A 23884-nucleotide genomic window follows, 5' to 3' on the forward strand; every position below is an offset into this window, starting at 1 on the left:
ATAAACCGCCGCGGCACGTAGGAACGTTCACTCCTGTACACTGCACGACCTTGGCAGCCACACATTCCCCCGGCTGCGCTCCCGATCCTGGATTTTCCGGCCATGCAGAAAGAAACCGAAATCAAACTCCGCGTCAGCCGCGAAACCCTCGCCGCCCTGCGCGAGCACCCGCTCCTGAAAAAACGCAACAAAAGTGGCTGGGAACGCCGTGAGTTGATGAACCAATACTTCGACACGCCTGAGCGCGACCTGGCCCGCGCCAAGGTTGCCCTGCGCCTGCGCCGCGATGGCGAAGAAGTGATCCAGACCCTCAAGACCCGTGGCCAGAGCGTTGCCGGTCTGTCCGAGCGTAACGAATACGACTGGAACCTGCCCAAAGCCAAGCTCGACGTGAAGAAACTCGACGGCGAATGCTGGCCTGAAGAGCTGGCCGAGCTGGACAAGAAAACCCTGAAAGCCATCTTCACCACCGATTTCGTGCGCGAACGCGCGGAGATCGCCTGGGGCCGTGGCAAGACCAAAGTGGTTATCGAAGCCGCGCTGGACTTCGGCCACGTGGTGGTCGGCAAGCAGAAAGAAGAAATCTGCGAGCTGGAACTGGAACTGCGCGAAGGCGAACCCGCCGCGCTGCTGGAACTGGCTGCCGAATTGGCCGCGACCCTGCCCCTGATGCCATGTGACATCAGCAAGGCCGAGCGCGGGTATCGTTTGTACGACGCCAACAGCTACTCGCTGAGCCTGCCGGCGCCGCAGATCACCGCCGAAATGCCGCTCGACGACGCTTTCGCTGCGCTGAGCTGGCACTTGCTGGGCAGCAGCCAGCGTCTGGCTGAACAGTATCGCTTCAATGGTCACTGGCGTTTGCTGCAGGACTGGGTCGAAAACCTCGGTGAACTGCGCGCGCTGCTGAGCAGCCTCGGCCAAGCCGCACCGCGTCAGTCGACTCACGACCTGCGCATTGCGCTGGATGCTTTGCTGGAAGACTGGCGTCCGCTGGTTCAAGCCGGTCTGGACGATGAAGACGTGCGCAAAGCCGCGCCGGAGCAGTTCCTCGAAGAACTGGAAGACCCGCGTTGGGGCTTGTTCTCGTTGAACACGTCGCGCTGGTTGCTGGCGCGCACCTGGGCTGCCGATCGCAACGTGCGTGGCAATCGCCAGGGCGCTGCACAATTGGCCAACTGGTTGCCGCGCCTGCTGGGCGAAGAAGCCACATCCCTGCAATTGCAACGCTACCAGCAACAGCCGGAAGACCTGGCCGAGCAACTGCCGCGCATCGAACGCATCCAGGCCTGGATGCACCACGCCCGTGGCGTGCTGGACATCCCGGAAATGGATCGCCTGTACGGTGAACTGAACAAACTGGCGCAACTGGCCAACGAGCCGATCACCGACGAAGCCCTGGATGCGCGTAAGCAGCAGGCGATCGCCGTGTATCAGAATCGTGCCTGGAAGATGTTGCTGCGCATGTAACACCGTTAAAAGATCGCAGCCTTCGGCAGCTCCTACAGGTGTATGCATTCCCCTGTAGGAGCTGCCGCAGGCTGCGATCTTTTGCTTTACCGCATCACCGGCAAACTCGTCGTGGACTTGATTTCCGACAACGCCACAATCGAATTCACCTCCTGAATCCCCGGCACCATCGACAGCTTCTCGAAGAAGAACCGCTCATACGCCTCGATGTCCGCCGTGACAATCCGCAGCAAAAAATCCACCGACCCCATCAGCACATAACACTCCAGCACTTCGGGAAAACCGCGAATCGCCTCGGTGAACTCGGTGAAGTTCGAACGCCCGTGGGCGTTGAGTTTGATCTCGGCAAAAATCTGCGTGTTGAGGCCGATTTTCTTGCGATCCAGCAACGTCACCTGCCCGCGAATGATCCCCTCCTCCTTCATCCGCTGAATCCGCCGCCAGCACGGCGACTGCGACAGCCCGACCTGTTCGGCGATCTGCGCACTGGAAAGCGAAGCGTCCTCTTGCAGCAACGCGAGAATCTTGCGGTCGTAGCCATCCAGCTCGGCGTGCATAGAAAAACCCTTGAATGATCACTTGTTGAATCAAACGATTCGATAAATCGCTAATACGCCCGATCATAGCCAAGAAATGCCCGGCACCGAATGTAAAAATTCCTCCAGTGATTTTGGAGACCGAGCATGCCGCATTTAGAAGCCGTGAATACCCCAGCACCCCGCGCCGATGTGTGGAACGTCAGCAACGCCCATTGCCGCGTGCAATACCAACTGCTGGCCGAGGCCGAACCGGATTTGCTGTGCCGAGCACTCAACCTGTTCGCCTTGCAGTTCCTGACCCCGGAGCAGGTCAACGTGCAACGCATGGACGATCTGCTGTCGATCGACATCGTGATCGACGGCCTGAGCTGGCACCGCGCCGAAGTGATCGCGGAAAAACTTCGTAACCTGATCAGCGTCTGCTCGGTGAACCTGCAAAGTGCCGATGCGGCATGGGACGGGCAGGCTCAAGCGGCCGGCTGAAGGAACTGGAAACGGCTTCGTCGGGTAGTGGCCCAACGGTCAGCGGCTCCGCGACTATCCTTTGCACACTGCGGTCTAGATCGCTGTTTGCAGGATTGTTCAAAAGGAACCCGCATGTCCGTTCAACTTGCCACACAGGACCGCTGGCTGGATCTCAATGATTTGCTGAGAGAGCTGGTCGCCCAAGGCTTTATCAATCAGGATTCCGCCGAACTCGCGCTCAACGCCCGACGCCGGCACGCCGCCAATGGCCAGTTGCACCCATTGGAGTTTATTGCCAGCCAACACCTCGACGACCTCAGCCGTCCCGGCAAACACCTGGATCTGGAAAGCCTGACCCTGTGGCTGTCGCAGCAGGCCGGCCAGCCTTATTTGCGCATCGATCCGCTGAAGATCAACGTCGCGGCCATCACGCCGTTGATGTCCTACGCTTTCGCCCAGCGTCACAAGATCCTCGCCGTCTCCATCGACCGCGACGCCGTGACCGTGGCCAGCGCCCAGCCCTATGTCACAGGCTGGGAAGCCGATCTGACCCACGTGTTGAAGCTGCCGATCAAGCGCGTTGTGGCCAACCCGGCGGACATCCAGCGCTTCAGCGTGGAGTTTTTTCGCCTGGCCAAATCGGTCACCGGCGCGACCAATGCCGATCAACAGACCAGCACCCTGGGCAACTTCGAACAACTGCTCAACCTCGGCGCCAGCGACCAGGAGCCGGACGCCAACGACGCGCACATCGTCAACATCGTCGACTGGTTGTTCCAGTACGCGTTCCAGCAGCGGGCCAGTGATATCCACATCGAACCGCGCCGCGAGCAAGGCACCGTGCGGTTTCGCATCGACGGCGTGTTGCACAACGTCTATCAATTCCCGCCCCAGGTGACCATGGCCATCGTCAGTCGCCTGAAAAGCCTGGGCCGGATGAACGTCGCGGAAAAACGCAAACCCCAGGATGGCCGGGTCAAGACCAAGACCCCGGATGGCGGCGAAGTCGAACTGCGGCTGTCGACCTTGCCTACCGCGTTTGGCGAAAAAATGGTCATGCGGATTTTCGACCCGGAAGTGCTGCTCAAGGATTTCGATCAGTTGGGTTTCTCCGCCGACGACCTGCGCCGCTGGCAAGACATGACCCGCCAGCCTAACGGCATCATCCTGGTAACCGGGCCGACCGGTTCGGGCAAGACCACCACGCTCTATACCACCCTGAAAAAACTGGCGACGCCGGAGGTCAACCTCTGCACCATCGAGGACCCGATCGAAATGGTCGAGCCGGCCTTCAACCAGATGCAGGTCCAGCACAACATCGACCTGACCTTCGCCGCCGGAGTGCGCGCGCTGATGCGGCAAGACCCGGACATCATCATGATCGGCGAGATCCGCGACCTCGAAACCGCCGAAATGGCGATCCAGGCCGCGCTCACCGGTCACTTGGTGCTTTCGACCCTGCACACCAACGACGCGCCGAGCGCCATCAGCCGTTTGCTGGAACTCGGCGTGCCGCATTACCTGATCAAAGCCACGGTGCTCGGGGTCATGGCCCAGCGTCTGGTCCGCACCCTTTGCCCGCACTGCAAAGCGCCGCTGACCCTCGGCGAAGAAGACTGGCAAACCCTGACCCGCCCCTGGCAGGCACCGCTCCCCAACAATGCCCACCGCGCCATCGGCTGCCTGGAATGCCGCGACACCGGCTACCGCGGCCGCGCCGGGGTCTACGAAATCATGCAACTGACTGACAGCGTCAAGGCGCTGATCACCCCGGATACGGACCTACTGGCGATTCGGCGCCAGGCGTTCAAGGAAGGCATGCGCAGCTTGCGACTGTCCGGCGCGCAGAAAGTAGCGGCGGGGCTGACGACGATTGAGGAGGTGTTGCGGGTGACGCCGCAGAGCGAGCAGAAATGAAACCTTTTATGTCTCCTGATGATGCAAGGATTGACTAAGCAGTTCTGCTCGCCGACCCGCGCCGCTACACTCCTGCCATCGCCAATACATAAACAGGGAATCGTTATGCAGATCGGTAGTGTGCTTTTACTCTTCGTCGGGCTGGTCGTGGCCATTCTGTTCATGGGTTTCAAGGTTGTGCCCCAAGGCTACCAATGGACGGTCGAGCGTTTTGGTCGTTACACCAACACTCTCAAGCCTGGCCTGAACATCATCATTCCAGTGATGGACCGCATCGGTCGCAAGATCAACGTGATGGAAAGCGTGCTGGATATTCCGCCGCAGGAAGTCATCACCGCTGATAACGCCACCGTGCAGATCGATGCTGTGTGCTTCTTCCAGGTGGTCAACACTGCCCAGGCGGCCTACGAGGTGAACAACCTCGAACACGCGGTGCGCAACTTGCTGCAAACCAATATTCGTACCGTGCTCGGCTCCATGGAGCTGGACGCGATGCTCAGCCAGCGCGACAACATCAACGAAAAACTGCTGCGTACGGTGGATGAAGCCACGGCGCCGTGGGGCATCAAAATCACCCGGATCGAGATCAAGGACATCAGCCCGCCAGCAGACCTGATGGCCGCCATGTCTGGCCAGATGAAAGCCGAGCGGATCAAGCGTGCGCAAATCCTCGAAGCAGAAGGCCTGCGGGCTGCCGCGATCCTGACCGCCGAAGGCAAGAAACAGGCGCAGATCCTGGAAGCCGAAGGTAGTCGTCAGGCCGCGTTCCTGGAATCCGAAGCCCGGGAACGTCAGGCTGAAGCCGAAGCCCAGGCCACCAAAGTGGTGTCTGAAGCCATCGCAAGCGGCAACGTGCAGGCGGTGAACTACTTCGTCGCGCAGAAATACATCGATGCCCTGGGCAAACTGGCCTCGGCCAACAACAGCAAAGTAATCCTGATGCCGCTTGAGGCCAGCTCGATGATCGGTGCTGTCGGCGGCATCGGCGAAATCGTCAAGGCCACGTTCGACAACAAGAAAGCCTGAGGCGCGCCATGTGGGCATTTCTGCAACATTTATCGTTCTGGGACTGGCTGGCCTTCGGCACGGTGCTGCTGATTCTTGAAGTATTCGGCGCTGGCGGCTATCTGCTGTGGATCGGCATGGCCGCGGCAGCGGTTGGCGTGCTGACTTTTGTGCTGCCCGGCCTGTCATGGGAGCTGCAGTTCCTGCTGTTCGGCCTGCTCTCGATCGCCACCGCGCTGTACTGGTGGCGACGCCAGCGCAGTGCCGTACGAGAAAGCGATCAGCCAAACCTGAATCTGCGCGGTCAGGAATTGATCGGCAAAACCTTTGTGGTACATGAGGCGATTGTCGACGGTCGCGGCAAGATCAAAGTCGCCGATGGTGTGTGGATGGCGCGCGGGCCAGACGCCGCGTTGGGTAGCCGCGTTCGTGTGGTCAGTCAGCAAGGGGCGATTCTGCTGGTGGAACCGGCTGACTGAGCGGTCACGGAACTCGATTGGGTAAATGACGATCCAACCCCGTAGTTAACCCCCAGTGGAGTCTCCATCATGCGTCTCAAACTTGCTGTCGCTACCCTTGCCTTGCTGTCCCTGCCCGTTGGTTCAGCGATGGCCGACAGCTTTTGGCGTAACGTCATTTCCTCCGGTGCAACCACCGGTTCGACCTACCTGACGTTCAAGGATCACAAACTGATCGTCGCGGCGCAGGACGATGCCGGCAGCTTCGTCGCCAGTGACGGCGGCATCCGCGGTCCTTACCTGGAAGCCGCGATGCAGAAAGTCCGCGCCGACAACCCGGGCCTGCAAGCCACGGACATGGAACTGGCGAATGCGATCCTGGCGAAGAACGCCGTCGCTTCGGAATAAGCTTTTCGCTGAACAAAAATGCCGCTCATATGAGCGGCATTTTTTATGGGCCAGAAAAACTGCACCACACTTTCCTACGGCAAAGAGTGCCAAAACCCTGGCGTCCTGATGAGTATTCCTCGGCGCACTGAGGAAGACTCTGATATTAGCGCCCGACGTGTGAATCCAAACTTTGTCGATTCGAATTTCCACACAAGCGAATCGCCATCCATGATCAAACCAACCCTGTCTTTACTGCTGCTCGCCACCGCGTTCAGCCATTTGTCCCATGCCGAAGGCCTGTATGGCTCGGTAAAGATCCAGAGTGTCCAGCAAGACCTTGGAAACTCCCTGCTGACCAGCCCCAGGGTCAGCCATCGGGTCGTCCGCCCGGACAGCAACAAGGACGTAGGCGGTTCCGTGGCGCTGGGCTACGGGTTCAAGGGCAATTGGCGACTGGAAGCTGAATACAGCATCAAGCAGGATTCGGAGTTCAAGAGCCATTGGGCGCCGTTCAATGCCAACGTCAACAACATGCAAGTCTCGTCCAAGCGCCTGATGTTCAACGCCTACAAGGACTTCCCGCTGAACGCCTACCTGTCGCTGTACGCAATGGCGGGTGCAGGCGTGGCGAACATCAATTCCGAAGGGTATCAATCCAACCCTTCGCGACGGTTTGCCAACAACAGTCAGAACAACTTCGCCTATGCCCTGGGCGTTGGGGCAGACCTCAAGCTCAATCAACAAATCACCCTGGGCACCGGTTATCGCTATGTCGATATGGGCGACATTGAAACCGGCTACAACACCTTCGCCAACCGCATTAATGCCCGGGACGAACAGCTCAAGGGCAAATTGCGGGAGCAGAATCTGTACGTCGAGGCGAGGATGGCGTTCTGATCTTTTGAACCTGCATTAAATCTACTGTGGGAGCGAGTGTTGCCCGGTAGATCAGCGGTAATCATCCACCGGCACACACGCGCAGAACAGGTTGCGGTCGCCGTAGACGTTATCCACGCGGTTCACCGCCGGCCAATATTTATGCGCCTTGGTGTGGGCGTCCGGCGTCACCGCTTGCTCGATGCTGTACGGCCGCTCCCATACCCCGGTGATGTCGGCCAGGGTGTGCGGCGCGCGTTTCAGCGGGTTGTCTTCAGGGTCCCAGTTACCGTTTTGCACTTCGGTGATTTCCGCACGAATACTCAGCATCGCCCCGATAAAACGGTCCAGCTCAGCCTTGGATTCGCTTTCGGTCGGTTCGACCATCAACGTCCCCGGCACCGGGAACGACATCGTCGGTGCATGGAAACCGTAATCCATCAAGCGCTTGGCCACATCCTCTTCGCTGATGCCAGTCAGGACTTTGAGCGGCCGCAAATCCAGGATGCATTCATGGGCCACCCGCTCGTTGCGCCCGGTATAGAGCACCGGGAAGGCGCCGGACAAATGCTGCGCCAGGTAATTCGCCGCCAGAATCGCCACCTCGCTGGCATCTGCCAGTTGCGGCCCCATCATGGCGATGTACATCCAACTGATCGGCAAAATGCTCGCACTGCCCCAAGGCGCGGCACTGACAGCGCCGTTCTGCGGTTGCGGGCCGTCGATCGGCACCACGGGATGATTGGCCACGAATGGCGCCAGATGCGCGCGCACGCCAATCGGCCCCATGCCCGGCCCGCCACCGCCGTGGGGGATGCAGAAGGTTTTGTGCAGGTTCATGTGCGACACATCAGCGCCGATGTCCGCCGGCCGCGCCAAACCCACCTGAGCATTCAGGTTGGCGCCATCCATGTACACCTGGCCGCCGTGGCTGTGGATAACTTCACAGATTTCGCTGATACCTTCCTCGTACACACCGTGGGTCGAAGGATAAGTCGCCATCAGGCAGGCGAGTTTGTCCCCCGCCGCTGCGGCTTTGTCCTTCAGATCATCCAGATCGACGTTACCTGCCTCATCGCATTCGACGATGACCACGCGCATCCCGGCCATTTGCGCCGACGCCGGGTTGGTGCCGTGGGCCGAGGAAGGAATCAGACATATATCCCGCGCACCTTCGTGGCGGCTTTCGTGATATTTGCGGATCGCCAGCAGCCCGGCGTACTCACCTTGGGCGCCGGAGTTGGGCTGCATGCAGATCGCATCGAAACCGGTAATCGCGCAGAGCCAACGCTCCAGTTCCTCGATCATCAACGCATACCCCACGGCCTGCTCTTTCGGCACGAACGGGTGCAGGTTGGCGAATTGCGGCCAGGTGATCGGGATCATCTCGCTGGTGGCGTTGAGTTTCATGGTGCAGGAGCCCAGCGGGATCATCGACTGGTTCAGCGCCAGGTCCTTGTTCTCCAGTTGTTTGAGGTAGCGCAGCATCTCGGTTTCGCTGTGATGGGCGCTGAATACCGGGTGACGCAGGTACGGCGTGGTGCGCAGCAAGCCGTCTGGTATGCCGGAAACCAGGGTTTCGGCGTCGAGTTCGTCGACGTTCATCCCATGATCGGCACCGAGGAACACATCGAACAATTTCGCCACGGTGGTTTCGTCGCAGGTTTCATCCAGGCTCAAGCCCAATTGCCCGCGTCCGAGAATGCGTAAATTGATCTGCGCTGCCTGGGCGCTTTCGATAATCGCGGTTTGCGCGCCGCCGACTTCAAGGGTCAGGGTGTCGAAGAACTGCTTGTTGAGACGCGTAATGCCGTGGCGTTCGAGGCCGGCGGCGAGGATGCAGGTCAGCCGATGCACGCGCTGGGCAATCCGTTTCAGCCCTTCCGGGCCGTGGTAGACCGCGTAGAAACTGGCGATATTGGCCAGCAACACTTGGGCGGTGCAGATGTTCGAGTTGGCCTTCTCCCGGCGGATATGTTGCTCGCGGGTTTGCAGGGCCATGCGCAGGGCGACGTTGCCGCGCGCATCTTTCGACACGCCGATGATCCGCCCCGGAATCGCCCGTTTGTACTCATCGCGACTGGCAAAAAACGCCGCGTGAGGTCCGCCGTAACCCATAGGCACGCCGAAACGTTGGGATGAACCGAACACCACGTCAGCACCCGATTCCCCCGGTGGCGTCAGCAACAACAGGCTCAGCAGATCGGTCGCAACGCAGGCCAGCGCTTGCTGCGAATGCAGGTGATCGATCAATGGCCGCAGATCGCGAATCTCGCCGTGGGTGTCGGGGTACTGCAGCAATGCGCCGAACACCTGGTGCTGTTTCAAGTTATCCACAGTGTCGATGATCAGCTCAAAACCGAAGCCGTCGGCCCGGGTCTGGACCACAGAAATGGTCTGCGGATGGCAGTTCTCATCGACGAAAAACAGATTGCTCTTGGACTTGGCGACTCGCTTGGCCAGGGCCATGGCTTCCGCTGCGGCCGTGGCTTCATCCAATAGCGAGGCATTGGCCAGTTCAAGGCCCGTGAGGTCGATGGTCAGTTGCTGGAAGTTGAGCAGCGCTTCGAGCCGGCCCTGAGCAATCTCTGGTTGATAAGGCGTGTACGCGGTGTACCAACCGGGATTTTCCAGCACGTTGCGCAGGATGACGGTTGGCGTCAGGGTGCCGTGATAACCCATGCCGATCAGGCTGGTCCAGACCTGGTTCTGCTCGGCATAGCCGCGCAGCTTGGCCAGTGCAGCTTCTTCATCAAGGGCGGGCGGCAAATCCAGTTCGCGGTTAAGGCGAATGCCCGGCGGCACGGTCTGTTCGATCAGCTCGACCCGGCTGCCAAGGCCAAGGCTGTCGAGCATTGCCTGCTGCTCGGCGGCATCGGGGCCCAAGTGGCGGCGCAGGAAGGCATTCGGATCGCGTAACTGGCTCAAGGACGGCAACTGGGACATGACGGGCTCTCTCTTGACTGGCGCTCAACGTCGATGCAACACGGTCAAACCAGCATAGCAGCCGATACCCGAGCGGATGGCGTGGCGGCTTCGCTCAATCCCGAGCATCATGTTCGGCGCCTATTTAACGTCCGCTATCGGGTGTCTATCGTTTATGAGCCAACTGCCATTTCTGCCCTTTTCCAAACCCGTCATCGATGAAGCCACGATTGCCGCGGTCGGCGACGTGCTGCGTTCGGGCTGGATCACCAGCGGTCCCAAGGTCCAGGCGTTTGAAGCGCAACTCTCGGTGTTCTTCGGCGGGCGCCCGGTGCGCACCTTCAACTCCGGCACCTGCACCATGGAAATCGCCCTGCGCATCGCCGGAATCGGACCGGGCGATGAGGTGATCACCACGCCGATTTCCTGGGTCGCCACCACCAACGTGATTCTGGAAGTCGGCGCCACGCCAGTGTTTGCCGATATCGACCCGGTCACTCGCAATATCGACCTCGATCAGTTGGAAGCCGCGATCACGCCGCGCACCAAGGCGATCATTCCGGTGTACCTCGCCGGGTTGCCGGTGGATATGAACCGGCTGTATGCGATCGCCAAAAAGCACGGTTTGCGGATTGTCGAAGATGCCGCCCAAGCCTTGGGTTCGAGCTGGAATGGCCAACGTATCGGTGCCACCGGCGACTTCGTGTCGTTCAGTTTCCAGGCGAACAAGAACGTCACCTCTTCGGAGGGCGGTTGCCTGGTGTTGAACACGCCTGAAGAAGCGCGGCTGGCGGAGAAGTATCGTCTGCAGGGTGTCACCCGCAACGGCTTCGATGGTCTGGACGTGGATGTGCTGGGCGGCAAGTTCAACATGACCGATGTCGCGGCGGCGATTGGCTTGGGGCAGTTTGCGCATATCAAGGCGATCACGGCTCATCGGCGTGAGCTGGCGCGGCACTATTTCGCGTGTTTCGGTGCAGATTTCGAAGCGCAGTACGGCGCGCAATTGCCGCCAGCGGATTTCGAGAACAGCAACTGGCACTTGTTCCAACTGGTGCTGCCCGAGCGTAAGGACGGCCAACCGGCACGGGCTACGTTCATGGAGCAGATGCAGGCACTGGGCGTCGGCATCGGCTATCACTACCCGCCGATCCACCTGCTGAGTCTTTACCGCGAGCGCGGTTTCAAGGAAGGCATGTTTGCGGTGGCCGAACGAGTCGGGCGCCTGATTGTTTCGTTGCCGATGTTTACGAGCATGACCAAGGCGGATGTCGAGCGGTCGGTGGCAGCGGTCAAAGCAGTTCTGAAGCCATAAGCCAACCTGTGTAGGAGCTGCCGAAGGCTGCGATCTTTTGATCTTTAAACAGCGAAGATCAAAAGATCGCAGCCTTCGGCAGCTCCTACACTGGGCGAGGGTTATTCGCCGATAGCAGCTTTGTAGCCTGCTGCATCCAGCAGTTTGTCCAGCTCAGCCGGGTTGCTTGGCTTGAGTTTGAAGATCCACGCACCGTACGGATCGGTGTTCAGCGCTTCAGGCGAACCGCTCAGGTCTTCATTGATCGCGATCACTTCACCGCCAATCGGCGAGTAGATATCGGAGGCGGCTTTAACCGACTCAACCACACCGGATTGATCGCCGGCAGCAAACACTTTGCCGACTTCAGTCAGTTCAACGAACACCACGTCGCCCAAGGCTTCCTGAGCGTGATCGCTGATGCCCACGGTGACGGTTCCATCGGCTTCCAGACGCGCCCATTCGTGACTTTCGGCAAAACGCAGGTCGGCAGGGATATCGCTCATGTTCTGTGTCCTCAAGAAAAATGTCAGCGGTCGTTGCCCGCCAGAAAAGGTTTAGATCAAGGTTTTGCCATGGCGTACGAAGGTCGGTTTGACCACTCGGACCGGGTACCACTTGCCACGGATTTCCACTTCTGCGCGGTCGGCGGTCGCCATCGGCACGCGCGCCAGTGCAATCGACTTGCTAAGCGTAGGAGAGAAACTACCACTGGTGATCTCCCCTTCGCCAACATTGGCGATACGGACGACTTGATGAGCGCGCAAAACCCCACGTTCCTCAAGCACCAGACCGACCAGTTTGTGCTGCACGCCGTTGGCCTTCTCGGCTTCGAGGGCCGCACGCCCGATGAACTGGCGCGAGGCCGGTTCCCAGGCAATGCTCCAGGCCATATTGGAGGCCAACGGTGAGACATCTTGATGAATGTCCTGGCCGTAGAGGTTCATCCCGGCTTCGACGCGCAAGGTATCCCGGGCGCCAAGACCAATGGGCGAGATGCCCGCGCCCACCAGGTCGTTGAAGAAACCCGGCGCCTGATTGGCCGGCAACACGATTTCCAGGCCATCTTCGCCGGTGTAACCGGTGCGCGCGATAAACCAGTCACCGTCGAACTGACCTTCGAAAGGTTTGAGTATCTGGATGAGATTGCCACGGGACTGCGTGACCAGCTCGGCGATCTTGTGCCGCGCGTGGGGACCTTGAATGGCCAGCATCGCCAACTCGGAGCGCTCAAGCAGGCGCACATCGAAGCCGTCGATATGCGCCTGCATCCAGGCCAGATCCTGATCCCGGGTGGAGGCGTTGACCACCAGCCGATAGCCGTCTTCGAGACGGTAGACGAGCATGTCGTCGACGATACCGCCGCGCTCGTTGAGCATGGTGCTGTACAAGGCACGGCCGGGGCTGTGCAGGCGTTCGACATCATTGGCCAGCAAGTGCTGGAGCCAGGCCTTGGCCTGGGGGCCGTCGACATCGATCACGGTCATGTGGGATACATCGAAAACCCCGCAATCGCGGCGCACCTGATGGTGTTCCTCGACCTGCGAGCCGTAATGCAGTGGCATATCCCAACCGCCAAAATCGACCATCTTCGCGCCGAGGGCGAGATGAAGGTCATACAGAGGCGTACGCTGTCCCATGGGTTTCTCCTTCCGGGCGTGGCGAAGGTGCGGACAAGCACTGCATGGGTTGAAAGCCTTGAAATAGAGGGCCTACAGCCGATTTCAGCTACCTGATCTGTCAGACGGACCGCACCGAATGCCGCGCATTGTAGCCGCAAGGTGTAGGACTGGCACCTAGGCGTTTCGATGCGCCGAACGTCGAATCAATCCGATGACCGGTAACAGTCCGACCAAAACCAGGGTCAATGCCGGCAACGACGCCCTCGCCCACTCTCCTTCGCTGGTCATTTCAAAGATGCGAACTGCCAGCGTGTCCCAGCCAAACGGGCGCATCAGCAGGGTCGCGGGCATTTCCTTGAGCACATCGACGAACACCAGCAACGCCGCGCTCAAAGTGCCGGGCAGCAAAAGCGGCAGATACACTTTGAAAAACAGTCGTGGCCCACTGACCCCAAGGCTACGTGCCGCTTCGGGCAAAGAAGGCCGTATTCGCGCCAGACTGCTTTCCAGCGGCCCGTAAGCCACCGCGATGAAACGCACCAGATACGCCAATATCAGCGCCGACAGGCTACCCAGCAACAACGGCTTGCCCGCACCGCCGAGCCAGCCCGACAGCGGGATCACCAATTCGCGATCCAGATAACTGAACGCCAGCATGATCGACACCGCCAACACCGAGCCGGGCAAGGCGTAGCCGAGGTTGGCCAGGCTTACGCCGGAACGGATCGCCCGGGTCGGCGCCAGGCGTCGGGCAAACGCCAGCAGCAAGGCGACGCTGACGGTAATCAGCGCGGCCATACCGCCAAGGTACAGGGTGTGGACGATCAGTCCGGCGTAACGCTCATCCAGATCGAAGCGCCCGCGCTGCCAGAACCACACCACCAGTTGCAGCATCGGAATCACGAAGGCGCAGGCGAACACCAGTCCGCACCAACTCATCGCCGCCAATGCCTTGATGCCGCGCAGGTGATACAGCGCCTTGACCCGCGGCCGCTCGTTGCTCGCTCGATTGGCGCCCCGGGCGCGGCGCTCGCCGTAGAGCACCACCATCACCACCAGCAGCAACAGGCTGGCCAGTTGCGCGGCGGTCGAGAGGCTGAAGAAGCCGTACCAGGTTTTGTAGATCGCAGTGGTGAAGGTGTCGAAGTTGAACACCGACACCGCGCCGAAATCCGCCAGGGTTTCCATCAGCGCGAGCGCCACACCGGCACCGATGGCCGGACGCGCCATGGGCAATGCCACGCGCCAGAACGCTTGCCATGGCGATTGCCCGAGGACTCGGGCGGCTTCCATCAGGCCTTTGCCCTGAGCGAGGAACGCGGTGCGCGCCAACAGGTAAACGTAGGGGTAGAACACCAGCACCAGCACGAGGATCACGCCACCGGTGGAACGCACGCGCGGCAAGCGCAGCCCGCTGCCGAACCATTCGCGCATCAGGGTTTGCACGGGACCGGCGAAATCCAGCAGGCCGACGAAGACAAACGCCAGCACGTAGGCGGGAATCGCGAACGGCAGCATCAACGCCCAATCCAGCCAGCGCCGACCGGGGAATTCACAGAGGCTGGTAAGCCAGGCCAGGCTCACGCCCAACAGCGTCACACCGACACCGACGCCGAGTACCAGGGTCAGGGTGTTGCCCAACAGCCGTGGCATCTGCGTGTCCCAGAGGTGGGACCAGATTTGTTGATCGATGGTTTGCCAAGAGAAAAACAGCACGCTCAGCGGCAGCAGGACCAGCGCGGCGATGGCGAAGACCAGGGGGTACCAGCGGCGTTGGGCGGGGTGGGCCAAGGAAAGCTCTCAGGGGTGAATCAGCAGAAGTGTATGTACATTGCAAAAAGATCGCAGCCTCGTTTCACTCGACAGCTCCTACAGGGTTACGCGATCCCAATGTAGGAGCTGTCGAGTGAAACGAGGCTGCGATCTTTTGATCTTCAGTTCCAGCCAGCGCGATCCATCATGCGAATCGCTTCAGCCTGACGCTTGCCGGCAATTTCCACCGGCAAGGTATCGGCGACAAACTTGCCCCAGCTCGCCACTTCAGCCGATGGCTGTACCGCCGGGTTGGCCGGGAATTCCTGGTTCACATCGGCGAAGATCTTCTGTGCTTCCGGCGTTGTCATCCATTCAACCAAGGCCTTGGCCGCTTCCGGGTGCGGCGCATGTTTGGTCAGGCCGATGCCCGACAGATTGACGTGCACGCCACGGTCGCCCTGGTTCGGCCAGAACAGTTTCACCGCCAGGTCCGGTTTCTGCTTGTGCAGGCGGCCGTAGTAGTAGGTGTTGACGATGCCGACGTCGCACTGGCCAGCGTTGATCGCTTCCAGCACCGCGATGTCATCGGAGAACACGTCGGTGGACAGGTTGCTCACCCAACCCTTGAGGATCTTCTCGGTTTTATCGGCGCCGTGGACTTCGATCATGGTGGCGGTCAGCGACTGGTTGTAGACCTTCTTCGCCGTGCGCAGGCACAGACGACCTTCCCATTGCTTGTCGGCCAGCCCTTCATAAGTCGTCAGTTCACCGGGTTTCACGCGGTCAGTGGAATAGGCGATGGTCCGCGCCCGCAGGCTCAGGCCGGTCCAGGCATGGGACGCGGCGCGATATTGCAAAGGAATGTTGGCGTCGATGGTCTTGGAAGTGAACGGCTGGAGAATGCCCATCTGCTCGGCCTGCCAGAGGTTGCCGGCATCGACGGTGAGCAGCAGGTCGGCGGTGGCGTTTTCGCCCTCGGCCTTGATGCGCTGCATCAGCGGTGCTTCCTTGTCGGTGATGAACTTCACCTGAACACCGGTTTTCGCGGTGTAGGCATCGAAGACTGGCTTGATCAGCTCGTCGATGCGTGAGGAGTAAACCACCACCTCGTCGGCGGCCTGGGCGGCGGTGCTGCCGATCAGGGTCAGGGCCAGCGCGGTCAATAGACGCTTCGGTGCCAACATGGGAGCGGTCTCGATTGATAAATGAGGCCAAATGATAAGGACTCACATTTGTCAGCTCAATCGAACAGTTTGCGGGTGAGTTACCAGATGTTGCACAGGTTGAGATGTGCGTTGGATGTTCTGACGCCTTCGCGGGCAAGCCTCGCTCCTACGGATCACCTCAACCCTGTAGGAGCGAGGCTTGCCCGCGAAGAGGCCATCAGCCCCAGCGAAAATCTCAAGCCTTGGCCAGCGCCGGCAAATCCCCGGTCAACCCCAGCGCCTCGCGCACAAACAACGCCTTGGCCTCCGGCAATTGCTCGACGATCTTCAGCCCGGCATTACGCAACCAGCGCACCGGCAGCGGATCGGCCTGGAACAGGCGCTCGAAACCTTCCATCGCCGCCATCAGCGCCAGGTTGTGCGGCATGCGCCGACGCTCGTAACGGCTGAGGACTTTCACATCCGCCAGGCGCTCACCGCGTTCCGCCGCTTGCAGCAACACTTCAGCCAGCACCGCCGCATCCAGGAAACCGAGGTTCACGCCCTGCCCGGCCAGCGGGTGAATGGTGTGCGCCGCATCGCCGATCAGCGCCAGGCCTTCCGCCACATAGCGCTTGGCATGCCGTTGACGCAACGGCACGCACACACGCGGATCAGCACTGAGCACTGTACCCAAACGGCCCTCGAAGGCCCGCTCCAGTTCGCGGCAGAAACCTTGGTCATCCAGTGCCATCAGGCGTTCGGCTTCGCTCGGCGTGGTCGACCAGACGATCGAACACCAATCCTGCTGCCCGTCCCGCTCCAGCGGCAAAAACGCCAGTGGCCCGTTATCGGTAAACCGCTGCCAAGCGGTCATCTGATGCGGTTTGGAGCTGCGCACGCTGGTCACGATCGCGTGATGCATGTAGTCCCATTCGCGGGTCGCGACACCGGTCAGGCGTCGCACCGCCGAGTTGGCGCCGTCGGCCGCGATCACCAACGGCGCGCGCAAGGTGCGGCCATCGGCCAGGGTCAGCAGCCAGTCATCGCCGGAGCGGCGCATCTGCTCCAGGCGCGCATTGGCCAGCATCCCGAGATCACAGTCGTGCAAGCGGTCGAGCAAGGCATCCTGGACCACGCGGTTCTCGACGATATGGCCCAATACGTCGGCGTGCACACTGGCCGCCGAAAAATGGATTTGCCCGGTGCCGCTGCCGTCCCAAACGTGCATATCGGTGTAGGGGCTGCTGCGCCGGCTGGCGATGCCGTCCCACACGCCGAGGCGCTCAAGAATGCGCTGGCTGGCGGCCGACAAGGCGCTGACTCGCGGCTCGAATGTCGCTTGGGCATCGAAGGGTTTGACGCTCATGGGGCTGCCGTCCAGCAGCAGGACTTCCAGCCCGCTGTCCTGTAACGCCAGCGCCAGGGCGCTGCCGACCATTCCGGCCCCGACAATCAGCAGATCTGCGCGCATTTCCATGCTTTAAGCCTGTCTCGCTTGCGGCTTGAGCCGCACGTAAAGGGTTTTTTCGACCCGCGCCACCAAGGTGCCGGCGCCGTCGTGAATATCGACCTGCAACTGCGGCAGGTATTTTTCGCCACTCGCCGTCTGCCGGCGGATCTCGTCGAGCAAGGTCTCGTCGATGTTGAAGCGGGCGAACACCGGGCCTTTGCCCGGCGCAATGAAATCGATGTCGGCGGCCTTGTCCCAGACGATGTACCGGTGCCCGAGGTTTTCCATCAGCATCAGCATGTAGAACGGATCGACCATCGAATACAGACTGCCACCGAACTGGGTGCCCACGTAATTGCGGTTGTACCAGCCCAAACCCATGGACACTTTGATGTCCCGGAAGTCATCGCTGATGTGCTGCACTCGGACACCGGCGCCGAGGTACGGCGGGTAGAACGTCATGACCCAGCGCATCAACCGCGCCTTGCCGAATTTTGCAGTCAGCCACTTAAGCATCCGGGCGAGTACCCAAACCCATGGCCTGCCGGGCGAACCAGCGCTTGGCCGGCGGCAACAGATCGAGGCCGAGCAGGCCGATATTACGGCCTAGGGACACCAGCGGCTGGGTGCTGCCGAACAGGCGCGTGACCTGATCGGAGAAGCCCACGGTCAGGTTCTGATCCATGCGCTGGCGCTCGCGATAAGCCTGCAACGTCGCAAAGTCGCCGGGCGAGGTTTCGCTGGCCAGCAACGCATCGGCCAAGGCCTGGGCATCGCGCAAGGACAGGTTGAACCCCTGCCCCGCAATCGGATGCAAGCTGTGAGCGGCGTTGCCGAGAATCGCCAGATGCGGACGCACCTGCTCTTCGGCCTCGATCAAGGTCAGCGGGTACAAATGCCGCGCGCCGACCTGTTTCAACGTGCCGAGGCGATAACCGAACACGCCCTGCAACTCGCTGAGGAAGCTCTTTTCATCGAGGGCCGCCAGCCGTTGCGCGTCCATGCCCAGACGGGTCCAGACCAGGGCGCAGCGATTGTCCGGCAGCGGCAACAACGCCATCGGGCCGTCATCGGTGAAGCGCTCGAAAGCCATGCCGTTATGGGCTTCGCTCGGTGTGATGTTGGCGATCAGTGCGCTCTGGTTGTACGGGCGCGTCTTGATGCCGATCCCCAGTTGTTCGCGCAGACCGGAACGCCCGCCATCGGCGAGCACCGCGAGGTCGCATTCCAGGGTGGTTTCGTCATTGAGGGTCAGGCGATAGCCATCGGTCAGCGGTTCCATGCGGATGACTTCAGCCGGACAACGCCAGCTGACCACGTCCTTGTCCAGGCCTTGCCAGAGGCATTGACCAAGCCAGGCGTTTTCCACCACATAACCGAGAGCCGGAACGCCCTCTTCCATCGCCGACAGTCGCGCCGTGGAAAAACGCCCACGGTCGGAGACATGAATCTGCTTGATCGGCTCGGCGCGGCGAGAGATTTCCTGCCACACGCCCAACCGTTGATAAATCTGCTTGGCGCCATAGGACAGCGCCGAAGAACGCGCGTCGTAGCTCGGCTGATAACTGTCACCGGGGGCGAACGGTTCGATCAACACGATCTTCCAGCCGCGCGCCTTGGCCCCGGCTTGCAAGGCCAACGCCAGACTGGCGCCGACCAGGCCGCCACCGATGATTGCCAGATTGACTCGACTCATGCCGCTTGTGTCCGTGCTTGCGCCATCAAGGCCTCGATCTCGGCGACCGTTTTCGGCACGCCTTTCGTCAGGATTTCACAACCGGTCTTGGTCACTACCACGTCGTCCTCGATACGCACGCCAATGCCGCGCCATTTCTTCGCCACGTTTTGGTTATCGGGGGAGATGTAGATCCCCGGCTCAACCGTCAGCGCCATGCCGACTTCCAGCACGCGCCATTCGCCGCCGACCTTGTACTCGCCGACGTCATGCACATCCATGCCCAGCCAGTGGCCGGCGCGGTGCATGTAAAACGCTTTATAAGCTTCGCTGGCGATCAACTCGTCGACATCGCCCTGCAACAGGCCCAGTTTCACCAACCCGGTAGTAATCACCCGGACCGTGGCTTCGTGTGCCTGATTCCAGTGTTTGTTCGGCGCGATCTCGGCAAACGCCGCTTCCTGCGAGGCCAGCACCAACTCGTAGATCGCCTTCTGCTCGGCCGAATACTTGCCGTTGACCGGCCAGGTGCGGGTAATGTCGCTGGCGTAGCAATCGATCTCGCAACCGGCATCGATCAGCACCAGGTCGCCGTCCTTGAGCACCGCATCATTCTGCTGGTAATGCAGGATGCAGCTGTTGCGCCCCGAGGCGACGATCGAGCCATACGCCGGCATCTTCGCCCCGCCCTTGCGGAACTCGTAATCAAGCTCGGCTTCCAGGCTGAACTCATGCAAACCGGCGCGGCTGGCCTGCATCGCGCGGATATGCGCCTGGGCGGAAATCCGTGCGGCTTCGCGCATCACCTTCACTTCTGCCGCCGATTTATACAGGCGCATGTCGTGCAGCAGATGATCCAGGGCAACGAATTCGTTCGGCGGCTGGGCGCCGAGGTGCGCTTTAGAGCGGATCACGTTGATCCAGTCCATCAGGTGCCGGTCGAATTCAGGGTTACTGCCCATGGCTGAATACACCCGGTCGCGCCCTTCGATCAGGCCCGGCAGGATGTCGTCGATGTCGGTAATGGGGAACGCGTCGTCGGCGCCAAAGTCGCGGATCGCGCCTTCCTGACCAGCGCGCAGCCCGTCCCACAGTTCGCGCTCGGCGTTGCGCTCGCGGCAAAACAGCAGGTATTCGCCGTGCTCACGGCCGGGCATCAAAACGATGACGGCTTGAGGCTCGGGGAAACCGCTGAGGTACTGGAAGTCGCTGTCCTGACGGTAAACGTGCTCGACGTCGCGGTTGCGGATCGCCACCGCGGCGGCGGGCAGGATCGCGATGCTGTTGGGTTCCATCTGCGCCATCAAGGCCTTGCGGCGACGACTGTATTCCGATTTCGGGATATGAATCATGGGCAGATGGCTTTCCCTGGCAGGCGATTAATGCAACGACGGTTTGGCAGCGGCCGGCTCGGCAGGTTTCTTGGTTTCGGTGAACAGCAGCAGCGGCGCGACGCGCAGGTACTCCATGACTTCCATGTAGTCGCTTTCGCCGTCGTCGGACTCTTCCAGGGCGTCTTGCACCTGGGCGATGGCGGCCAGGTCTTGCAGGACCTCGGTCGCTTCAGTGCTCAGCGCGTTGTCGCGGTAGGTCAGGCCGAAACCGGCGAGGAAGCCCTGGCACCATTGGCCCAGTGCAGCAGCGCGGTCTGCCAGCGGCGCATCGTCGGTTGGCAGCAGCAGGACGACGGTCATGTCGTCGCCGGTCAGCTCGCCCTTGACCATCTCTTGCAGGCCGATCAAGGCGTTGCGAACGTTATCTTGCGGCTCGCCTTCGAGCAGTTCGCCAGCGTCGGACAGCCAGCTGTCGGCTTCAAAGCCGGCACCGGCGCAACTGCGGCCGAGCAACAGGCCATGCAGTTCGGCAGGCGAGACGTTATGACCGCTGGAAGTCAGCAGGGTGGCGAAGGCTTGGTACGGGGAATTCTGAATGGGCATGGGCAGCTAGGCGCCAGACGGCGCTATGTCTAGAATGAAGGCCTTGTATCCTACATCGACAGACTCGCCAAGACTATTAAAGGCTGTCCCGCAGCTTTCCCCCATCAGACACAAATTCAGTGGACACAATGGAAGACACCGATCTGCAAGCGCTGATGGCAAGACTTGAGCTGCTAATTAGCCGAGTCGAGCAACTAAAGAGCCAAAACGGACTCCTATTAGCGCAGGAAAAAACCTGGCGCGAGGAACGCGCGCACCTCATTGAAAAAAACGAAATCGCCCGGCGTAAGGTCGAATCGATGATTTCGCGCCTCAAAGCCCTGGAGCAAGACTCATGAGTTCAAGCAATAGCGTTACCGTGCAGATCCTCGACAAAGAATATTCGATCATCTGCCCCCAGGAAGAGCGCAGCAACCTGGTGAGTGCCGCCCGTTACCTGGACGGCAAGATGCGCGAAATCCGCAGCAGCGGCAAAGTCATTGGCGCCGACCGTATCGCCGTGATGGCCGCGCTGAACATCACCCACGACCTGCTGCACAAGGAAGAACGCCCGGACGTACAGGCCAGCGGTTCGACCCGTGAGCAGGTTCGCGACCTGCTTGATCGCGTCGATCTGGTGCTCGCAACCGATCCGGACGTCACCAAGGGCTGAAACGCGAAACCGCTTGGGGTATACTCGCGTCACTCCCTGGGGTGCTTGCCAGTTGACCACGTCCCTGAGCCGATTCGCACTACCCTGGAGGCTGCACGTTGGGCTGGTGTGCATGTCCGCTAGACGGAAAGCCTTAAAGCCTACTGCATCTTCCACCTTGAACTTTCGGGTTCAAGGGCTAAGTCAGCAGCGGTTCATCCGGGGAGCCTGATTCCAGTCCGATGCCGGTTTAAATACCGGCATCGGCTTTTTTACGGGTACGCTTTACGTATTCGTCCTGCCGAAGCTGAATTCATGACCGAACCTGCGCTGCTTCCCCGCCCGCAACTTCGACGCATGCTGCGCAAGGCCCGCCGCGCACTGACACCCAGTCAGCAGCGCCAGGCCGCTCGCGGGTTATATAAGCAATTGGCCCAGCACCCACAGTTTCGCCGCGCAAAACATATCTCTCTGTATCTGCCCACTGACGGTGAAATCGATCCGCGCGTGTTGCTGCGTGCCGCGCAACGCCGGGGCAAGGCGACTTATCTGCCGGTGCTCAGCGCCTGGCCGCGAACCAAAATGGTGTTCCAGCGAATTCGTCCCGGCGAAAAACTCAAACCTAACCGCTTCCGCATTCTCGAACCCCGGCACAACGTCGCCCGGCAACGCAAAGTCTGGGCGCTCGATCTGGTGCTGTTGCCATTGGTGGGTTTTGACGATGTCGGTGGACGCCTGGGCATGGGCGGCGGTTTCTATGATCGAAGCCTGGCGTATCTGGCGCGGCGCAAAAACTGGCGCAAGCCGACGCTATTGGGACTGGCCCATGAATGTCAGAAGGTCGAACGATTGGCTCAAGCGAGCTGGGATGTGCCGTTGCAAGGAACGGTGACCGACAAGGCGTGGTATTTCGCAGGCTGACGCCACTGTAATCAGCGGCGTCTGGAAGACAGGTTCAGCGCTTGAAGGCAGACGGCTGTTGTTGCTGCGCGATCTCGATCGGCGCATCCGTCTTGTTGCTCCACAAGCTTTGGGCATAGCCAGTGGTCACGACGCCGAGGCCGAACAAAATAACCAAAATCCATAGTAAATCCGGTTTGCGTTTCATCGATTGCCCCCCAAAGGCACATCAACACGATGACAGCAGCGGTTTCCGTTGTAGGCCGTGCAGCAGCGTCAAGCTTAGAAGGCCGGCATTTTGCGACAACGTGAACCGACACGCAAACACTGGCGTCAACCGACTGTCGGTTTGTCATAAAATTGCCCGACAACTTGCCCACTCACCTCGCAAGGAGCAAAAACCATGGCTTATTGGCTGATGAAATCCGAGCCCGACGAGCTCTCGATCAACGACCTTGCGAAGCTAGGCAAAGCGCGCTGGGACGGGGTTCGAAACTATCAGGCACGTAATTTCCTGCGGGCGATGGCGGTGGGTGACGAGTTCTTCTTCTATCACTCCAGCTGCCCGGAGCCCGGGATTGCCGGGATCGGCAAAATTGTTGAAGCGGCCTATCCAGACCCGACGGCGCTGGAGCCTGAGAGTCATTACTACGATCCGAAGGCTACAGCCGAGAAAAACGCCTGGAGCGCGATTGATGTCGCGCATGTCGAGACGTTTTCCAGGGTGTTGAAGCTGGATTATCTGAAGCAGCAGACGGCGCTGGCCGAGATGCCACTGGTGCAGAAAGGGTCGCGGTTGTCGGTGATGCCGGTGACCGCCGAGCAGTGGGCGGCGGTGATTGCGTTAAGAGCTTGAGCCTTGCAGCGACAGGGTAAATGCCTTCGCGAGCAAGCCCGCTCCCACAAGGGATTGCGTAGATCACCTGTGGGAGCGGGCTTGCTCGCGAAGAGGCCCGCCCGGACAGCGAGAGTCTTACTGAATGATCAAGTTGTTAAACAACAGATCCTCAACCACCGGCTTACCCGTTTCGTCATTCATCACTTGCTGGGTTTGCTTCAACGCTTCCTGACGCAGCTTTTCCTTGCCCTCGACGGTGTTCATCGCCTCGGTGGTTTGCTGGGTGAACAACGCCACCAGTTGATTGCGAATCAACGGCTCATTGGCCTTCACCAGTTTGGTCGCTTCTTCACCGGTCACGCGCAATGCCACATCGGCCTTGAACACCTTCAGCTTCGGCGTGCCGTCCAACCCATAGTTACCCACGAATGGCGGGCTCAGGGTCAGGTAGCTGACTTTCGGGGCTTCGCCTTCTTTGGCGGCTTCTTCGGCCATCGCTGCCATGGGCAGAGACAGGGCCAGCATCAACATGATCCACGCTTTCACAATTCGCTCCTTATCCGGTTTGCGGCCTAGCATATCGACCCGC

General features: G+C 60.4%; 25 protein-coding genes and 1 other RNA gene. 13 read left to right on the top strand and 13 right to left on the bottom strand.

What is annotated here, in order from left to right:
* Window positions 1–102: 102 nt before the first annotated feature.
* The gene (locus LOY68_RS30460) at window positions 103–1470 is read left to right on the top strand and encodes an inorganic triphosphatase (RefSeq protein ID WP_163910785.1); all 1368 of its coding nucleotides are present in this window, start codon (window positions 103–105) and stop codon (window positions 1468–1470) included.
* Between the two features lie 86 nt (window positions 1471–1556).
* On the opposite strand, the gene LOY68_RS30465 is transcribed toward LOY68_RS30460, so the two are convergent.
* On the bottom strand, window positions 1557–2027 hold the full coding sequence (locus tag LOY68_RS30465; protein ID WP_163910783.1) for an Lrp/AsnC family transcriptional regulator: 471 nt from the start codon (window positions 2025–2027) through the stop codon (window positions 1557–1559).
* A gap of 126 nt (window positions 2028–2153) precedes the next feature.
* On the opposite strand from LOY68_RS30465, the gene LOY68_RS30470 reads away from it, so the two are divergent.
* From LOY68_RS30470 to LOY68_RS30495, 6 genes are all read left to right on the top strand, one after another.
* Window positions 2154–2492, top strand: a complete 339-nt coding sequence (locus LOY68_RS30470) for a hypothetical protein (RefSeq protein ID WP_265041560.1) — start codon at window positions 2154–2156, stop codon at window positions 2490–2492.
* A 114-nt stretch (window positions 2493–2606) separates the two neighbouring features.
* Window positions 2607–4391 (top strand): GspE/PulE family protein, encoded by a 1785-nt coding sequence (locus LOY68_RS30475; RefSeq protein WP_054044602.1) that lies wholly within the window; start codon window positions 2607–2609, stop codon window positions 4389–4391.
* A 105-nt stretch (window positions 4392–4496) separates the two neighbouring features.
* Window positions 4497–5417, top strand: coding sequence for an SPFH domain-containing protein (locus LOY68_RS30480; RefSeq protein WP_163910779.1), 921 nt, complete (start codon window positions 4497–4499; stop codon window positions 5415–5417).
* Between the two features lie 8 nt (window positions 5418–5425).
* Entirely contained in the window at window positions 5426–5875 is a 450-nt protein-coding gene (locus LOY68_RS30485) for an NfeD family protein (RefSeq protein ID WP_054616991.1), read from the top strand.
* A gap of 66 nt (window positions 5876–5941) precedes the next feature.
* Window positions 5942–6262 (top strand): DUF2388 domain-containing protein, encoded by a 321-nt coding sequence (locus LOY68_RS30490; RefSeq protein ID WP_169843014.1) that lies wholly within the window; start codon window positions 5942–5944, stop codon window positions 6260–6262.
* A gap of 210 nt (window positions 6263–6472) precedes the next feature.
* Window positions 6473–7141: an outer membrane protein gene (locus LOY68_RS30495; RefSeq protein ID WP_163910777.1), complete on the top strand. Its 669-nt coding sequence runs from the start codon at window positions 6473–6475 to the stop codon at window positions 7139–7141.
* 51 nt (window positions 7142–7192) lie between these two features.
* Here the strand turns inward: LOY68_RS30495 and gcvP are convergent, their stop codons facing one another.
* Window positions 7193–10066 carry an aminomethyl-transferring glycine dehydrogenase gene (gene gcvP / locus LOY68_RS30500; RefSeq protein WP_265041563.1) on the bottom strand — a complete coding sequence of 958 codons (2874 nt, stop codon included), beginning with the start codon at window positions 10064–10066 and terminating at the stop codon, window positions 7193–7195.
* A gap of 154 nt (window positions 10067–10220) precedes the next feature.
* On the opposite strand from gcvP, the gene LOY68_RS30505 reads away from it, so the two are divergent.
* On the top strand, window positions 10221–11360 hold the full coding sequence (locus LOY68_RS30505) for a DegT/DnrJ/EryC1/StrS family aminotransferase (RefSeq protein ID WP_265041565.1): 1140 nt from the start codon (window positions 10221–10223) through the stop codon (window positions 11358–11360).
* A gap of 101 nt (window positions 11361–11461) precedes the next feature.
* Here the strand turns inward: LOY68_RS30505 and gcvH are convergent, their stop codons facing one another.
* From gcvH to LOY68_RS30550, 9 genes are all read right to left on the bottom strand, one after another.
* Entirely contained in the window at window positions 11462–11845 is a 384-nt protein-coding gene (gene gcvH / locus LOY68_RS30510) for a glycine cleavage system protein GcvH (RefSeq protein ID WP_054044613.1), read from the bottom strand.
* Window positions 11846–11896: 51 nt separating this feature from the next.
* Window positions 11897–12979 (bottom strand): glycine cleavage system aminomethyltransferase GcvT, encoded by a 1083-nt coding sequence (gene gcvT / locus LOY68_RS30515; protein WP_265041566.1) that lies wholly within the window; start codon window positions 12977–12979, stop codon window positions 11897–11899.
* 156 nt (window positions 12980–13135) lie between these two features.
* Window positions 13136–14752, bottom strand: coding sequence for an ABC transporter permease (locus LOY68_RS30520; protein WP_265041568.1), 1617 nt, complete (start codon window positions 14750–14752; stop codon window positions 13136–13138).
* 143 nt (window positions 14753–14895) lie between these two features.
* On the bottom strand, window positions 14896–15900 hold the full coding sequence (locus tag LOY68_RS30525; RefSeq protein ID WP_054044618.1) for an extracellular solute-binding protein: 1005 nt from the start codon (window positions 15898–15900) through the stop codon (window positions 14896–14898).
* A 217-nt stretch (window positions 15901–16117) separates the two neighbouring features.
* Window positions 16118–17335: a 2-octaprenyl-3-methyl-6-methoxy-1,4-benzoquinol hydroxylase gene (locus LOY68_RS30530; protein ID WP_177331486.1), complete on the bottom strand. Its 1218-nt coding sequence runs from the start codon at window positions 17333–17335 to the stop codon at window positions 16118–16120.
* Between the two features lie 9 nt (window positions 17336–17344).
* Complete coding sequence (locus LOY68_RS30535) at window positions 17345–17830, bottom strand: DUF4442 domain-containing protein (protein ID WP_054044622.1); 486 nt, start codon at window positions 17828–17830, stop codon at window positions 17345–17347.
* Window positions 17823–19010 (bottom strand): 2-octaprenyl-6-methoxyphenyl hydroxylase, encoded by a 1188-nt coding sequence (ubiH, locus tag LOY68_RS30540; protein ID WP_265041570.1) that lies wholly within the window; start codon window positions 19008–19010, stop codon window positions 17823–17825. Before ubiH ends, LOY68_RS30535 begins: the two co-directional genes overlap by 8 nt.
* Complete coding sequence (gene pepP / locus LOY68_RS30545; protein WP_265041572.1) at window positions 19007–20341, bottom strand: Xaa-Pro aminopeptidase; 1335 nt, start codon at window positions 20339–20341, stop codon at window positions 19007–19009. The genes ubiH and pepP overlap by 4 nt, the downstream gene beginning before the upstream one ends.
* 27 nt (window positions 20342–20368) lie before the next feature.
* Entirely contained in the window at window positions 20369–20926 is a 558-nt protein-coding gene (locus tag LOY68_RS30550; RefSeq protein WP_163910752.1) for a YecA family protein, read from the bottom strand.
* Window positions 20927–21054: 128 nt separating this feature from the next.
* On the opposite strand from LOY68_RS30550, the gene LOY68_RS30555 reads away from it, so the two are divergent.
* From LOY68_RS30555 to LOY68_RS30570, 4 genes are all read left to right on the top strand, one after another.
* A complete protein-coding gene (locus LOY68_RS30555; protein ID WP_007942437.1) occupies window positions 21055–21264 on the top strand; it encodes a TIGR02449 family protein in 210 nt (69 codons plus the stop codon).
* Entirely contained in the window at window positions 21261–21578 is a 318-nt protein-coding gene (locus tag LOY68_RS30560) for a cell division protein ZapA (RefSeq protein WP_007942435.1), read from the top strand. Before LOY68_RS30555 ends, LOY68_RS30560 begins: the two co-directional genes overlap by 4 nt.
* A gap of 30 nt (window positions 21579–21608) precedes the next feature.
* Window positions 21609–21787: non-coding RNA, 6S RNA (gene ssrS, locus LOY68_RS30565), on the top strand.
* A gap of 85 nt (window positions 21788–21872) precedes the next feature.
* Window positions 21873–22478, top strand: a complete 606-nt coding sequence (locus LOY68_RS30570) for a 5-formyltetrahydrofolate cyclo-ligase (protein ID WP_163910749.1) — start codon at window positions 21873–21875, stop codon at window positions 22476–22478.
* Window positions 22479–22512: 34 nt separating this feature from the next.
* Here LOY68_RS30570 and LOY68_RS30575 read toward each other — a convergent pair whose 3' ends face one another.
* Entirely contained in the window at window positions 22513–22665 is a 153-nt protein-coding gene (locus tag LOY68_RS30575) for a hypothetical protein (protein WP_008024268.1), read from the bottom strand.
* Between the two features lie 195 nt (window positions 22666–22860).
* Here LOY68_RS30575 and LOY68_RS30580 point away from each other — a divergent pair, with 195 nt between their 5' ends.
* Window positions 22861–23313: an EVE domain-containing protein gene (locus LOY68_RS30580; RefSeq protein WP_054617001.1), complete on the top strand. Its 453-nt coding sequence runs from the start codon at window positions 22861–22863 to the stop codon at window positions 23311–23313.
* 117 nt (window positions 23314–23430) lie between these two features.
* Here LOY68_RS30580 and LOY68_RS30585 read toward each other — a convergent pair whose 3' ends face one another.
* Window positions 23431–23841, bottom strand: a complete 411-nt coding sequence (locus LOY68_RS30585) for a flagellar basal body-associated protein FliL (protein WP_054044634.1) — start codon at window positions 23839–23841, stop codon at window positions 23431–23433.
* Window positions 23842–23884: the final 43 nt, after the last annotated feature.

Source organism: Pseudomonas sp. B21-053 (assembly GCF_026016365.1).
Taxonomy (GTDB): Bacteria; Pseudomonadota; Gammaproteobacteria; order Pseudomonadales; family Pseudomonadaceae; genus Aquipseudomonas; species Aquipseudomonas nunensis.